We start from the raw sequence: 14,439 nt of genomic DNA, 5'->3' as shown, positions 1-14,439 counted from the left end.
TACGGATCATGAAAACCGGAATTCACAGAATATACATCGCTGCCCTGGTCTTGATTTTGGTAGCAGTGACCTTCTGGCTTGGGTACAGGGGGTATTCGTATTACGGCACCTCTATGGAAGAAAGGTTTTATCACGACGACTACCAGTTGCTGAAACCTAACGGATTCCTTGGGCACGGGCTGGGCATCTTTGGATCGCTGTCCATGATCCTGGGTGTCAGCCTGTATATGCTCCGTAAACGGGTACGGGTATTCCAAAGGCTTGGACTGATCAGGCACTGGCTGGAATTCCACATCTTCCTGTGCGTACTGGGACCTGTTCTGGTTCTCTTCCATACTTCCTTTAAAGTCGGGGGACTGGTGGCGGTGAGCTTCTGGAGCATGGTGGCGGTGGTCCTGAGCGGGGTGGCCGGCAGGTACATTTATATCCGTATCCCCCGGACCATAGAGGGCCGTGAGCTGAGCCTGGTGGAGATCCGTAATCTTAAGAATGACCTGAACGAGTCGCTTTCGGCTACCCATGGACTTGATCGGGAAAGCCTGAAGGATATTGTGGAGGCGACGGAAAAATATTTCCATACCCGGAAAGGGATCCGGCTCACCCGGAAGTTTATCCGGAAGAGGGGGGTAAGAAGGAGGGAGCGCAGGAGGATCATCAGGCTTGTCCGGCGCGAGATCTCTCTGAACCGTCGGATCGACCGGCTCCAGCTGATGCAGAACCTTTTCAGATACTGGCATGTGGCCCATCTTCCCTTTGCACTGATCATGCTGGTAATCATGCTGGTCCATGTACTCGTATCCATTGTATTCGGCTATACCTGGGTCTTTTGATCCTTGCAGGATGCAATCCTTCCCCCTGTTGTTATTTAAATGAATTTTAAATAAGAGTTATCTACCGGCTTCCTGCACAACTATAAGAGTTCTCCGGGCGTTTTACTGGCAGTTTAAGTCTACATTTATTTCAGGGGAGCCCGGCTGTTTTATTAAATTAATGCCATGGAACTGCTACTAGAAAAGATTATTATTTACGGATTGGTGTTTCTCCTGTGCCTGCTGGTGCTTGTCATATACATGTTCAAGCTGAGGCGGACCAGCAGAAAAACCGCAGATAAAATTGCTGAAGCCAGGGCCTCCGGAACCTATGAGCCGGTATCCCTGCACCCGTTGGTGGATCCAAACAGTTGCATCGCTACCGGGGCATGTATTTCGGCCTGCCCTGAAAAGGACATCCTTGGCATTCTCCGGGGGAAGGCCACCACCATCAATGCAGCCCGGTGTGTAGGGCACGGGGCTTGTTTTCATGCCTGCCCCACCCAGGCCATCTCCCTTTGTATAGGCACCGAACAGAGGGGGGTGGACCTGCCTCACATGAACCGGGATTTTGAGACCAATATTCCGGGGATCTCCATTGCCGGCGAGCTCGGAGGGATGGGACTTATCCGTAATGCCGTGGAACAGGGACGGCAGGCGGTGGATCATATCGTCCGGGTGCTGGACCGGTCGCACCGGGCCGGGTATGACCTGATCATCGTGGGAGCAGGCCCGGCAGGGATCTCCGGTTCGCTGAGCGCAAAAAAGCATGGTCTGAGATTTCTCACCCTGGAGCAGGATTCGCTGGGCGGGACGGTTTATTCCTATCCCCGAAAAAAGGTGGTTATGACCTCTCTCATGGAACTTCCCCTGTATGGCCGCGTGAAGATGCATGAAACAAACAAGGGGGAACTTCTGGACCTTTGGAACCAGGTGCTCACGAAGCAGGACATTCATGTGATCGAGCACACGAAGGCGGAACGGATCTATCCGGACGGGAACCACTTCCGGATCACCACCTCCGCTGGTCAGGAATACACGGCCAAACATGTACTCCTGGCCATAGGCCGCCGGGGTACGCCACGAAAACTGAATGTTCCAGGGGAAGGGACCGAAAAGGTTGCCTACCGGCTGCTCGAACCCGAACAAATCCGGAATGAACACATTCTGATCGTTGGCGGCGGCGACTCGGCGGTGGAGGCGGCCCTGCAGCTCTGCGATCAAAACATCGTTAATCTTTCCTACCGCAAGGAGACTTTCAGCAGGATCAAAGCCAAAAACCAGGAAAAGATACAGGAAGCCATCCGCCTGGGTAAACTGGAGGTGTGGTTCAACAGCAACCTTCAGAGCATTGAAAGCGAAGAGGTGGCCCTGGTCAACGGGGAAAGAGGTGAGCAAAGGTTCCGGAACGACCGGGTGTATATTTTTGCCGGAGGCGAACTTCCCACCCAGTTTCTGAACAAGATCGGCATCCAGATCACCAGGAAATTCGGAGAAGCGATCCTGAAACACGACTAAGTGGCGAAGTTTTGAACAGAATAAGCTCTTATATACAAACCCTGGCGCTGCTGCTCCTTCTTACTGGTTTCCAGACAATTTCGCTTTTTGCCCAGCTTAGTCCGGGTGATCTGGCTAAGGCCCATGCACACCTGGAGGGGATGTCCAATTGTGTCAAATGCCACGTTCTGCGAAAGCAGGTCTCCAATGAAAAATGTCTGGACTGCCACCGGGAGATCGCATCGAGAATCGAAGCCAACAGGGGATATCATGTTTCAGTGGAGGTGAAGGGAAAGGAATGTGCCTCGTGCCACAATGACCACCACGGCAGGAATTTTGAGATGATCCGTTTCGACAGGGACCGGTTCGGGCATTCTCTGACGGGATACACGCTACAGGGTGCCCATGGAAGGATCGGTTGCAGCCAGTGTCATAAAAAGGAATTTATCGGGGATCCGGAGCTCAGGGAAAGGACAGACACTTACCTGGGGCTCGGGCAGGCCTGTAAGGATTGCCATGAGGACTACCACCAGGGGGACCTGGGGGTGAATTGCAGCTCCTGTCACGGGTATGAGCATTTCCGGCCGGCCCCTGGATTCAACCACAACAATTCCGCTTTCAGGCTGGCGGGGAAACACCAATCGGTCGATTGTGCAGCATGCCACCGGACCACTACCAGGAACGGCAGGGAAACCCGTATCTTCAGGGGGGGTGCCCATGGTAATTGCACCGACTGCCACCGGGATGTGCATGAGAACCGCTTCGGGCAGGACTGCAATAAGTGCCATACGGAGCTTTCCTTTAAGCAGATCAAAAATGCCGGGGATTTTGACCATGCGGCCACCGGCTTTCCTTTGAAAGGAAAACACGAATCGTTATCCTGCACCTCCTGCCACAAGAACGGGTACTCGGGAACGCTGAAGCATTCCCGCTGCGCCGACTGCCATACGGACTGCCACCGGAAACAATTCACCACCGTGTCGTCAGTGCCCGACTGCGCTGAATGCCATAGCGAACAAGGGTTTTCCCCCTCGCTGTTCACCATCCAGCGGCATAACAGTTTGCCCTTTGCCCTGGACGGGGCCCACCGGGCCACACCCTGCTTCGACTGTCACCGGAAAGATGAGCGCTGGGAATTCAGGGAGATCGGTAAAACCTGCAGTGACTGCCACCAGGACATCCATGCCGGGGTCCTCGATTCAAAGTATTATCCGGATAAGCAGTGTACGGCCTGCCACCAGGATTCCCGGTGGAGTGATATCTCCTTTGATCATGCTTTGACAGGATACCTTTTGGAAGGGGCCCACCGGAATCAGTCCTGCCGGGCCTGTCATATGAGTACCGGCGAACAGGTTTCACCGGTACAAAAATTCTCCAGACTGTCTTCCGATTGTCTGGAATACCACCGGGAGGTACATAACCGGCAGTTTGGCACCCTGGGTATTTCCTGCCTGAAATGCCACGATTACTTCGACTGGAAAGTGGGGCTTTTCGACCATTCACTCACTGCCTTCCCGCTGGACGGGAAGCACCGGGACGTGGACTGCGCCAAATGCCATCCGCAGGTAACAGAGGGCGATCTGATTTACACACGTTACAAACCCATATCCACCACATGCGAATCCTGCCACTGATACTGCCTGTCCTGTTAATGGTCTTCGTAAATGCAACACGGCAGACCGATTCCCCGCATGGGAACGATTTCAGGATTCCCTGCAACACCTGTCACAACACCAGGGGCTGGGAACTGGATCCCGAGGTCTATGCCTATGATCACAATACCGCTGGCATGTCCCTGGTGGGGCAACATGCCGAGATTAATTGCCGGCTGTGTCATACCTCTCTGGAATTCAAGGAGGCGGAAACGGATTGCTACTCTTGTCATACGGACCTGCACGAGCAGACTGTCGGGAATGACTGCGGCAGGTGTCATACCCCCCAATCCTGGATTGTGAGCAATGTAACGGATATCCACCGGCAGGGCCGCTTCCCGCTCCTGGGAGCCCATCTGGCGGCTGAATGTGCCGGCTGCCATTCATCGGCCTCTTCGCTTCGCTTCGAAGCCATGGGTGTGGAATGTGTCGACTGCCACATGGCCGACTACCAGGCCACGACGGAACCAAACCACATGGATGTGAACCTGGGGACGGAATGCGCGGACTGCCATTCCCTCACGGCCTTCAGCTGGAGCGGGGCGGGATTTGTGCACCAGTTCTTCCCGCTCACCCTGGGACATGACATCCGGGACTGCAGCAGCTGCCATAGCTCCGGAAGCTTCAGCGATACCTCCCCGGACTGTTATACCTGTCACCAGGACGATTACCAGAACACGGTAAATCCCGCCCACGAGGCAGCTGGAATCTCCACAGACTGCCAGCAGTGCCATACTACCCGGCCTGACTGGAAACCGGCCGGTTTTCCCATCCACGATGCTCAGTTCTTCCCCATTTATTCGGGCGAGCACCGGGGCGAATGGGACAACTGCACGCAATGCCATCAGGATGCGAACAATTACAGCAATTTCACCTGTCTGACCTGCCACGAGCACAGCCAGTCGAGGATGGATGACAAGCATTCGGGGGAGAACGATTATTCTTACAACAGCATGGCATGCCTGGAATGCCATCCAAGAGGGAGCGAAGATTGATGGGGATGCGCTACACCATATTACTCCTGGGGCTGTTCCTTGCCGAAGCACTTGCATCGGGACAGGCCCCCCTGGAAGGGAAGGTAAGCTACCTCACTTCCCAGCACGTTTATGTCAGGTTCAGCTCCACCGACGGGCTGCATGATGGAGACACCCTATTCATGAAGGATAGCCGGGGGGAGATCCCCGTGCTGGTGATCCTCAGCCACAGCTCCACTTCCTGTGTTTGCGATGCACTGAGGGAAAGGGAATTCCGTATATCAGATCCGGTTTTCGGCCGTCCGGTAGAACTGAAATCGATCGAATCGGCCAAGCCTTCCGAACCGGCCAAGCCTGCCGAAGCCGGGGAGACCGTGGAGGAAGCCGTCGATGAAGCAGCCCTGGCTGCTGCCGGCAAGAAGCAGGAGATCGATGGACGGTTCTCTGTATCGTCCTATACCTACCTGAAGAACCAGCAGACAGACGGCCGGCAACGCCTGCGTTACGCCTTCTCCCTGGCGGCCCGGAACATCGGCGGAAGCGGTCTGACGGTGGAGACATACTCGATTTTCAGCCATACTCTGGGGCAGTGGGATGAGATCAGGGAGAATGTTTTCAACGGAATGAAGATTTATAAACTTTCGGCAACTTATGCCTTCAGAAACTCTGTGTGGCTTACAGCCGGGAGGCGGATCAACCCGAAACTATCCTCGGTGGGGGCCATCGACGGCCTGCAGTTTGAAAAGGGATTCGGGGCCCTCTCCGCCGGAATGATCGCAGGTTTCCGTCCCGATTACCAGGATTATAGCATTAACACCGGGCTGTTCCAGTACGGGGCTTATCTGGCACATAATTTCAAGGGGGGGGCCGGGAGTATGCAAAACACTCTGGCCTTTATCGAGCAGATGAATCAGGGGGCAACCGACCGGCGCTTTATCTATATACAACATTCCAACACCCTGGTCAGGGACCTCTGGTTCTTCGGTTCTGTGGAGACCGACCTGTATCAGAAGGTGGGAGAAACCAAAGAAACGGTGTTTCATCTTTACAACACCTACCTGATGCTGCGGTACAGGATCGTTAGTCCCCTTAGCCTGTCTCTGTCCTACAGCGCCCGCAACAACCTGATTTATTACGAGAGCTACCGGGATTTTCTCGACAGGTTGCTGGATGAAAAGATTCTCCAGGGCTGGCGATTCCGGGTCAATTACCGTCCCGTCCCTTCTCTCTACCTCGGAGCCCATGCGGCCTACCGTTACCGGAAGGATGATCCTGTAGCCACTAAGAATGCACACGGGTATGCCACTTATTCCGGGATACCGGGCATCGGGGCAAGGGTGACCGCCACTTTTACCTGGATGCAGTCGGCCTACCTCGATGGTATGATTTACGGACTGGGGATCAACAGGGAGTTCCTGAAAGGGAAACTGCAGGCGGAACTGAAATACCATTATGTGGACCATCACTACCGGAGTGCAGAAATGGCCATTGCCCAGCATGTGGGGGAGGCCGGACTTTCCTGGTCCGTCTGCCGGAAGCTCTTCCTTTCGGTACACTACGAGGGCACCTTCGAAAAATCTTTGGGCTACAACCGGATCTTTGCCAGCCTGAGCCAGCGCTTCTGATTTCAGGGGGGCGTTTTCTTGACAGACCCATGATTATGTCGTACATTTATTTTGATGCCTGAACCGGCAGTTCAATTCAAAGTATAGCAAAATGGCACATCGACCTTTACGACTGGCAATAACAGCTTTTCTTCTGGCGGGTATGACAATGAGTCCATTTACACAGTCTTTATTTGCACAGGCACAAAAGAGTCACCTGAAGAACGGTGCAGCTTTGGAAGAACCGGTTTTATTACTCACACTCAAAGATCGTTGGGAGGAAGCATTGCTGGGTTCGCCGGCCGTATCTGACATTGACACCAATGGCGTTCAGGAAATCATCGTTCCGCGAGCCAATGCACTCGTGGTCTGGAAGGCTGACGGGTCCCTTTTCTGGAAGTTTAACGATACCCCTGGCCGGATATTTGCGGGCCCCGTTGTTGCTGATTTTCGCGGTGACTCCTGTGAGGAAATTGCTTTTGCAACAAGTGACCAGGTTTTTTTGCTTGACGCAGAGGGCAATCTGCTTTCCGGTTTTCCCGTCACCTGGGAAGGCGAGTTACGCAGTCTGGCCGGTGGTGATATTGATGGAGACGGAGAACTTGATCTGCTGGCGTCCCCGGCCATGGTATTACCCACTGACGTGGTGAATGCATGGCATGCCGATGGTACTCTGGTGGAAGGTTTTCCTCCAAATAGTGCCGGATCGAGTAGCTGTGATGAAGACTGTTTTCCTGCCGGAAGCTATGACCAGAACATAGCCGTGGGAGACCTTGACGGAGATCTTAAAATGGATATCGTTGTAACTCACGACAATATACACGCAAGTTTTTATAAGGGTTCGGGGGAAGCTTTCGATACAAATGACATGTTCCAGAGTTGCACAAAAACCCCCGGTGTACCCTATCTGCACGATTTGGCTCTCGCTATGCAGGGCTGGTCAGGTAACCAGGAAGTGGATCTGTAATCAGAGTTCACCGCTGCGGCACCTGCCATTGCCGATGTGGATGGCGACGGCTTCAATGAGATCGTGCTCCTGGGAGGGAATCTGGTGGGGGCGACCAACCAGGTTGCGATTGCCGATATCAATGCGGTCAAACCGGGCCCGGAATTTATTTTTGCCGGATTCGACGGCAGGATTCATGCCCTTGCTTCAGATAAAAGTGAACTATGGTCATTTATTTATACCACCCTTACCAACGTTTTGACAGGGGGAGTAGTGATCGGCGATCTTTCCGGGGACGGTCTCCCTGAGGTCTTGTTTAATACCTATTCCACAGAAAACGATCAGGGGGCACTTTTTATTCTGGATGCGGGCGGTAAGCTGCTTCACCGGATAATTATTCCCCGCCGGGGTGCCATGCCGGTACCCACCCTGGCCGATATCGATAACAATGGAACCGCAGAAATTGTCGTATCCCTGAAGGATGCTGTGGATAATGTGGAAAGTGTGCTGGTTTATACGCTTCCTTCATCTTCGGCCGACAAGCTGATCTGGTCAACGGGCCGGGGGAACTACTTGCGCAACGGCTGGTGGACAGAACCTGATTCGGGTCCCAACAGCGTGGAGGATGTCAACGGGAAAGCCCTGCAATACCGGCTTGACCAGAACTATCCGAATCCCTTTCATTCATCCACTCAGATTAAGTTCTGTCTGGCAGATCCCGTCGATGTAAGCATTGATGTATATAACACCCTGGGCAAAAATGTAGTGACGCTCCTCGAAAAGCCGTTACATGCAGGCCATCATGAAGTTGTACTCAGCGCCCGGGATTTGTCAGGCGGCATCTATTTTTATAAAATTCGTGCCGGTGCATTCCAGGAGGTGAAGAAGATGATAATTCTAAAATAGCTGCAATATCAATTTAAATGTTTGATTTGTTTCGGTCTTGCGGATTTCCTGGCTATGTTTTATCAGTGATAAACGATGCTCAGGCCGGCATAGCGGTATCCCGGAGTATTCCTGAATTGCCCGTAAGGAATGATCCCGGCGTAATACCTGAAAAAGAATCCCAGGTGATGACCTGAATTTCCAGCGAGATATTTCCAACCCAGATAGAGGTTGATATTCCAGCTTCTCTTCTCCCGGACAGCATCATCGTAGCTGAATTGGAGCCTGTTATTTGCCTCCACGGATAGTACATTCATCCATCTGCCGGAACAAAGAAATCCCCGGGTGCGCTGCCAGTTCAGCTGAACATAATATTCATAGTTTTTTTCGGAGGGGGGTACCATAAGCCCTTTTGTTTCAAGGCTGTCCGTTGAATAGTACCCTTTGCCGGGATTCCACAGCCTGTGGAACCCCAGCTTTGCCGAAAGCAGATTGGATTGAATGGTATCCGGATCATTGATGACAGCGGCTATTTCCCAGGCTTCATAGGAAACATTGACCCGGTTAAAGCCGGGAAGGTCATGATGGCCGTGGATGGAGAATTCATCTCCCAGGTGGGTGCTTTCATGAAACACGGGAACCATCTTCAGTCCGATGTTCCGGATGTAGGGATGATCGACGTATTTAATGGCAGCGGCTTTTAATCCGAAGAAGTAATCTGTGTTGATCACAGGGGCCGTATGCTCTTCAAACATATCGATCAGCAAGATATTCCCGATAAAGCCGCCGGCACTGAATTTGAAATCTTTTTGCCGGTTGACCAGGTAATACACCGGGAGTTCGGTCCCAAGATGTACCTCTATAAAGGGCCTGCCGGTATAGTCGCTTACATAGTAATTCTCATCCAGTGTATTCAGCCGGGCCAGCTCAGCTTTTATGGCAGTGCTCCTGATTTCAGAGAGAAAAGGTTTCAGGATGTAGGAGTCCTTGAAAAAAAAATGCTCCTTGTCCTGCCCCTTTAAGGCGGAAAAGGAAAGGATCAGAAGGATGGCACAAACAGGGATTATCTTCATGGCAGGATGGATTGATCATATATAAATATAGAACATTTTAATGCAGGAGGATCGGCCGTGGAAGGAGATATCATTTGAGATCCCCGTATTGGAATAATCATAAAAGCCAGTAACTTGAGTAAAAATGCTCAGGCATTTATTTATTTATAAAGCTTCACCGACATGAAACAAATTCTTTCAGACAACGATCGCGCCCTGCTCGATAAGCGCATCGCTGAAACTGAACAGCTGACCAGGGCACAGATCGTAGTGGCTTCGGTCCTGTGTAGCGACAGTTATGCGGAAATCCCCTGGAAAGCTTTTGCCTTCGGGGTTTCGATTGCGAGCCTGCTTTGCCTGTTGATGAACCTGTTTTTACTGGGCTGGCTCAGGGAAACTTTGTTACTTGTTTCAGTGGTAGTCATTCTTGCCACCGGGATTTTAGCGGTGCTACTGACCATCCTGTTTCCGGGATTTACCAGGTTGTTCCTGTCCTCGCACCGGAAAGAAACGGAAACCAGGCAATATGCCGAATCGCTTTTCCTTTCCCGTGAACTTTTTTCCACGCACGACCGGAGGGGAATCCTACTGATGGCCAGTCAGTTCGAACGGCAGATGGTGATTCTTCCAGACAAAGGCGTCCGGGATCTGCTGGGTGTGGAGGTCCTTTCGAAACTTATATCAAATATGAAAGATCAGCTCCGGAGAAGAGAACTGAGGCAAGCCATGGAGACCGGCCTTGACGGGATCCGGACTGCGCTGGATTCCCCTGTACCGGGCCGGACCAGAACAAACGAACTTTCAGATGAAATTATTGAGGAGGAGGGCTTATGAAAAAGTTATCAGCATGGGTTCTGCTCATTCTCCTGTTTGCGACGGTTCGGGTTGCCCGGAGTGCAGAAATTCCTTATTTAACCGGAAGAGTGAACGACTATGCCCAGATCCTTTCGGAGAATGGGAGAGAATTGCTGGGAGCGAAACTGAAGGAGCATGAAGACAGGACCACGAACCAGATTGTGGTCCTGACCATCCCTTCGCTGGAGGGGGAGAGCATCGAGGATTATTCAAACCTGGTCTACAACGAATGGAAATTGGGACTGAAAGACAGGGATAACGGTATTCTTATCGTGGTAGTCCCCTATGAAAAACAGATGAGGATCGAGGTGGGTTACGGCCTGGAGGGTGTGATAACGGATCTGATGGCCGGCCGCATCATCCGGGAGATCATGGCGCCCATGTTCAGGGAAGGGGACTTTGAAGGAGGAATTACAGAGGGTGCCCTGGCTGTAATAGGTGTTCTCGAGGGCCAGGAACTTCCCGAATACATGAATGAAAGCTCCGATTCTTCTTCCTATTCAGGCTTTTCGGATCTTGAAAGTCCGGATATGTCCCTGGGTGCGCGGATCCTGTTGGTGCCTTTATTTTTGGCCTCATAGGTATGTTCACGATCATTGGTGTTATAACCCCGGGCTTTGGATGGTTTCTCTATGTTTTCTTAATCCCTTTTTGGGCCACCTTCCCCATCATGGTTATAGGCTCAAGGGGAACCCTGGTCTGTCTGATTATCTATCTGATCGGGTACCCGGCAGCGAAATTGTATATCCGGACCACTCCGTGGTTTAAAAAGGCTAAATCAGATCTGCGTACCAAAGGAAGGGCTTCTATCGGGGGATTTTCATTCTCATCGGGAAGTTCCGGCGGATCATGGAGTTCAGGCGGCAGCAGTTCTTCAGGCGGGTTCTCCGGGGGAGGCGGATCATCGGGAGGCGGTGCTGCCTCGGGCGGATGGTAAAGTTAATAAACCGGAGAAAGAGATTTATCCCGGTGTTTTTTCCGGTTCCAGACAAAGCGTATGCTTATGGCCTTCTTGCTGCAGGTATCCACGCATCTGCCACAGAGGATGCACTCCGAACTGGTGACTAATCCGTTCCGGCTATCTGTATATGCTGTTAAGGGGATATTGACCAGGCATACGGCTTCGCACCTGGCACAGTAGTTGCAGGCTTCCGTATTGATGACCGGGATCAGCCTCGACCATGTGGATCCAAGGGCTGTGAAGAATCCCATAACGCAGAGATTCTTACAGGCCCATCGCTTCTCGAGCAAAAGTCCCAGGATCAGTGCTCCGACGGTATCATAGATCCAGATATGCTGATAATGGGAATTCAGTTCCGTGGAGAAGAAGCCGGGCTCAAAGCGAAACCCGCTGATCTCACCCCCGTTCTTCCGGATCAGGAAAAAGGTGATCGAAGATGCCAGAAATGCAAACGGCGCCAGTAGTCGAAGCCAGGTAATGGGCTTTCGTTTCTTTTGCATGAAAACCCCGTATCCGAAGGGCAGATCCTGCGTGGTTCCCACAAAGCAGAACCAGCCGCACCCGATGCGCCCGAACAGTGGAGAAACCAGAATAAACCCGAGCCAGATCAGGACCACGATGCTCCATACTCCCCAGTAGATGGAATGCCAGATAAAACCGAAGTTAAACCAGCGAAAAAAGGCCGGAGTTAACAGCAGGAACAGAATCCGGCTGACCGTGTTCCAGAAGGACAATTTCTTAAGCATACGATGCGATTTTGATTTAATGGAGGATTGAAGTTAGGCAGAGAATGTCTCACAGGGAAATGAATCGCCAGAAAGTACGTGAGCCTGTTGGTGGGTGGTGTGAACCTGTCGATGGTCAGAGTGGACCGGTCAGATCTCAAGCAGCTCCCGGATCTGTTCCGAGTAACCGGCACTGCTGACCAGTTCTGTGCGATCATCATTCAGTCGGACTTTATACCGCTTATGAGTATGTTTTGAAAGGGACCGGATTTTCTGCTTGTTTACCAGGTGTTTTCTGTGGATACGAATAAAGGCATGATCCAGTACCGGTTCCATGTAGCCCAGCGAATAATTGCACAATAATTTTTCCCCGTTGGTGCGAAACACAAAAGCATAATTGTCATAGGCTTCGATGTAAAGTACGCTGTCCAGTTCCACCAGGAGTGTTTCCCGCTTGTACCGGACGGGTATTCTGTCCAGACGGGTGGCCGGTTTCCGTAAAGAAAATGGAGGTGGGGAGACCTTCCCGGACTTTGTCGGAGCATCTGATACATAGTAGAATGTAAATCCCAGTACCGAAGTGATTACGGTGTTGGCCAGATAAAACTCCGGATTGCTGAAGGGGGAATAGGAGCTGTGGTTCCGGATGAAAAAACGAAATATATTCTCCAGTTCGGATGCCAGCAAAGCCAGCACTGCGAAGCTTAACAGGAGGAGGGCGATCTCCCCCAGTCTGGACCGCTTACCATAGAAGGTGTGCTTGTTGAAGATGATAATCATTAGCGGAAACCCGATATTAAAGGCGGTGAAAACCTGAATCAGCAGCACCTGCAGAAAGGATTCCTTTCCCTGAAAAAAATAGTGACCGATGGACAGAACAACACCCACCAGGACGACCAGGTACAGATTCCTGAGCGGCCTTTTCATATCTATTCTCTTTGCTGCAGCTTGTGAGTTCATCGTTCCTAAAATTACAACTTACCCGGAACATAGCGGCCAGATGGATGTACTTCCTTGACTCCACTTCGCTGTTAATTTCAGAATGCCACCGAAGAGTCCTTTCTGTAGCATCGTGTTGCGAACTTTTAGCTTAGTTGCTTGTTTAGGAATAAACAATCATATTTTCAGATAAAGAGATGAAAAGAAACATTATAATAAGCGGATTTTTAATCATGATGATGGGTACAGGATTTGCACAGACCAGTTTTTACGACTTTACGGTCAAAGATATTTCGGGGAACGATTTTCCCCTTTCGCAGTTGAAAGGCAAAAAGGTGCTGGTGGTGAATACCGCATCCAAATGCGGTTTTACGCCTCAGTATGAAGGCTTGCAGGAACTTTACGAAAAATACGGGGAAGATGATTTTATGATCATCGGATTTCCTGCCAATAATTTTATGAAGCAGGAACCCGGGTCCAATGAGGAAATAGCCACATTCTGCCAGAAAAATTATGGAGTGAGCTTCCCGATGATGAGTAAGATCTCAGTCAAGGGCGATGATCAGCATCCGCTTTACCGGTGGTTGACATCCAAAAGCGAAAATGGGGTAGAGAATAGCAAGGTCACCTGGAACTTCCAGAAGTATATGATCGACGAAGAGGGACAGCTGGCTGGACATTTGGCACCCACGACGAAACCGGATAATGAAAAGCTGGTCAGCTGGATTGTTAACTGAGAAGACGCCGGACATCTTAGCCTTTGGATGTCCTATGAACCCTGCGTTTAATTAATTTACACGAGGGTCTATGAATATAAAGGAGAGGCTTATTTACCCTTTTTTGACCAGGCTGTGAGCATCCAGTGATCCTTTTCGAAATGCTGGATAAAAGAAATCAGCATTCGTTCCGAACCTAAATCATTGATCAGCCGTGCTGATTGCACAGCCTGCTCGAGCAGGTCAATGAGGGTGCGGATGTCACTAATGACGATCTTTACCATTTCAAACGAGGAGACAGGAGGCTCCTGTTCCTCGATTTTAGATAGCTCGAGATATTCAGCCATGGTCGAAAGGGGGAATTTATCGAACAGCCTGATGCGTTCGGCGATTTCATCCGTCTCTGAGGAAGCCCTGAGGTACATGTTCCCGAACTGCTCATACAGCTCAAAAAAATCAGGACCGATCAGGTTCCAGTGGAAATTCCTGATTTTCTGATAATAAACGGAATAATGCGCCAGGATCCTGTTCAGATTGCTTACGATCTCAGCGGTATCCATATGCGTGTATCCCAGCTTTGCAAATGTTCTCTTTTCTGTTTTTGCTAAATTCATTTCGATTATTCCTGGTTAATAACAGGGGTTCAATTTCGCATTAACAATACCGCAATCTTCATACCTGAATGGGCCGCAGGTTCCGGAATATTCGAATACCGCACCTGATCAGTCAATTAGAGTGATCACTTTCATTCCGGCGGACTGTAAACCCCGGGCTGCATTGTAGAAAATCAGGGTAAAGTGTAGAGGAGATTCCTCACCTGATGA

The 14,439-nt window shown here is 51.2% G+C and carries 15 protein-coding genes; 11 read left to right on the top strand and 4 right to left on the bottom strand.

From position 1 onward, the window contains the following. Positions 1–8: 8 nt before the first annotated feature. The 7 genes from P1P86_11805 to P1P86_11775 all read left to right on the top strand — a co-directional run bounded on the left by P1P86_11805 (position 9) and on the right by P1P86_11775 (position 8,388). Complete coding sequence (locus P1P86_11805; protein MDF1575863.1) at positions 9–830, top strand: hypothetical protein; 822 nt, start codon at positions 9–11, stop codon at positions 828–830. Between the two features lie 165 nt (positions 831–995). After that, positions 996–2,327, top strand: coding sequence for an NAD(P)-binding domain-containing protein (locus P1P86_11800; GenBank protein ID MDF1575862.1), 1,332 nt, complete (start codon positions 996–998; stop codon positions 2,325–2,327). A gap of 11 nt (positions 2,328–2,338) precedes the next feature. After that, complete coding sequence (locus tag P1P86_11795) at positions 2,339–3,940, top strand: cytochrome c3 family protein (protein ID MDF1575861.1); 1,602 nt, start codon at positions 2,339–2,341, stop codon at positions 3,938–3,940. Beyond that, entirely contained in the window at positions 3,922–4,953 is a 1,032-nt protein-coding gene (locus P1P86_11790; GenBank protein ID MDF1575860.1) for a hypothetical protein, read from the top strand. Before P1P86_11795 ends, P1P86_11790 begins: the two co-directional genes overlap by 19 nt. After that, a complete protein-coding gene (locus tag P1P86_11785; GenBank protein MDF1575859.1) occupies positions 4,917–6,557 on the top strand; it encodes a hypothetical protein in 1,641 nt (546 codons plus the stop codon). The genes P1P86_11790 and P1P86_11785 overlap by 37 nt, the downstream gene beginning before the upstream one ends. Positions 6,558–6,648: 91 nt before the next feature. Further along, the gene (locus P1P86_11780) at positions 6,649–7,503 is read left to right on the top strand and encodes a VCBS repeat-containing protein (protein ID MDF1575858.1); all 855 of its coding nucleotides are present in this window, start codon (positions 6,649–6,651) and stop codon (positions 7,501–7,503) included. A 36-nt stretch (positions 7,504–7,539) separates the two neighbouring features. Continuing rightward, the gene (locus P1P86_11775) at positions 7,540–8,388 is read left to right on the top strand and encodes a T9SS type A sorting domain-containing protein (protein ID MDF1575857.1); all 849 of its coding nucleotides are present in this window, start codon (positions 7,540–7,542) and stop codon (positions 8,386–8,388) included. A 62-nt stretch (positions 8,389–8,450) separates the two neighbouring features. Here P1P86_11775 and P1P86_11770 read toward each other — a convergent pair whose 3' ends face one another. Beyond that, the gene (locus P1P86_11770) at positions 8,451–9,440 is read right to left on the bottom strand and encodes a DUF1207 domain-containing protein (protein MDF1575856.1); all 990 of its coding nucleotides are present in this window, start codon (positions 9,438–9,440) and stop codon (positions 8,451–8,453) included. A gap of 162 nt (positions 9,441–9,602) precedes the next feature. Here P1P86_11770 and P1P86_11765 point away from each other — a divergent pair, with 162 nt between their 5' ends. Genes P1P86_11765 through P1P86_11755 form a run of 3 tightly spaced genes read left to right on the top strand, consistent with a single transcriptional unit; the run spans position 9,603 to position 11,211 of the window. Continuing rightward, positions 9,603–10,253, top strand: coding sequence for a TPM domain-containing protein (locus P1P86_11765; GenBank protein MDF1575855.1), 651 nt, complete (start codon positions 9,603–9,605; stop codon positions 10,251–10,253). Then, on the top strand, positions 10,250–10,855 hold the full coding sequence (locus tag P1P86_11760) for a TPM domain-containing protein (GenBank protein ID MDF1575854.1): 606 nt from the start codon (positions 10,250–10,252) through the stop codon (positions 10,853–10,855). The genes P1P86_11765 and P1P86_11760 overlap by 4 nt, the downstream gene beginning before the upstream one ends. 2 nt (positions 10,856–10,857) lie before the next feature. Then, positions 10,858–11,211, top strand: coding sequence for a hypothetical protein (locus P1P86_11755; GenBank protein MDF1575853.1), 354 nt, complete (start codon positions 10,858–10,860; stop codon positions 11,209–11,211). 2 nt (positions 11,212–11,213) lie between these two features. On the opposite strand, the gene P1P86_11750 is transcribed toward P1P86_11755, so the two are convergent. Both P1P86_11750 and P1P86_11745 read right to left on the bottom strand, forming a co-directional pair. Next, a complete protein-coding gene (locus P1P86_11750; GenBank protein MDF1575852.1) occupies positions 11,214–11,981 on the bottom strand; it encodes a 4Fe-4S binding protein in 768 nt (255 codons plus the stop codon). Positions 11,982–12,110: 129 nt separating this feature from the next. Continuing rightward, a complete protein-coding gene (locus P1P86_11745) occupies positions 12,111–12,887 on the bottom strand; it encodes a LytTR family DNA-binding domain-containing protein (GenBank protein MDF1575851.1) in 777 nt (258 codons plus the stop codon). A 245-nt stretch (positions 12,888–13,132) separates the two neighbouring features. On the opposite strand from P1P86_11745, the gene P1P86_11740 reads away from it, so the two are divergent. Further along, a complete protein-coding gene (locus P1P86_11740; protein ID MDF1575850.1) occupies positions 13,133–13,636 on the top strand; it encodes a glutathione peroxidase in 504 nt (167 codons plus the stop codon). Positions 13,637–13,725: 89 nt separating this feature from the next. Here the strand turns inward: P1P86_11740 and P1P86_11735 are convergent, their stop codons facing one another. Beyond that, positions 13,726–14,229: a DNA starvation/stationary phase protection protein gene (locus P1P86_11735; protein MDF1575849.1), complete on the bottom strand. Its 504-nt coding sequence runs from the start codon at positions 14,227–14,229 to the stop codon at positions 13,726–13,728. Positions 14,230–14,439: the final 210 nt, after the last annotated feature.

The organism is Bacteroidales bacterium, from assembly GCA_029210725.1.
GTDB lineage: Bacteria > Bacteroidota > Bacteroidia > Bacteroidales.
Note: the sequence above shows the minus strand (reverse complement) of the source record. Positions and strands in the feature narration are given on the sequence as shown.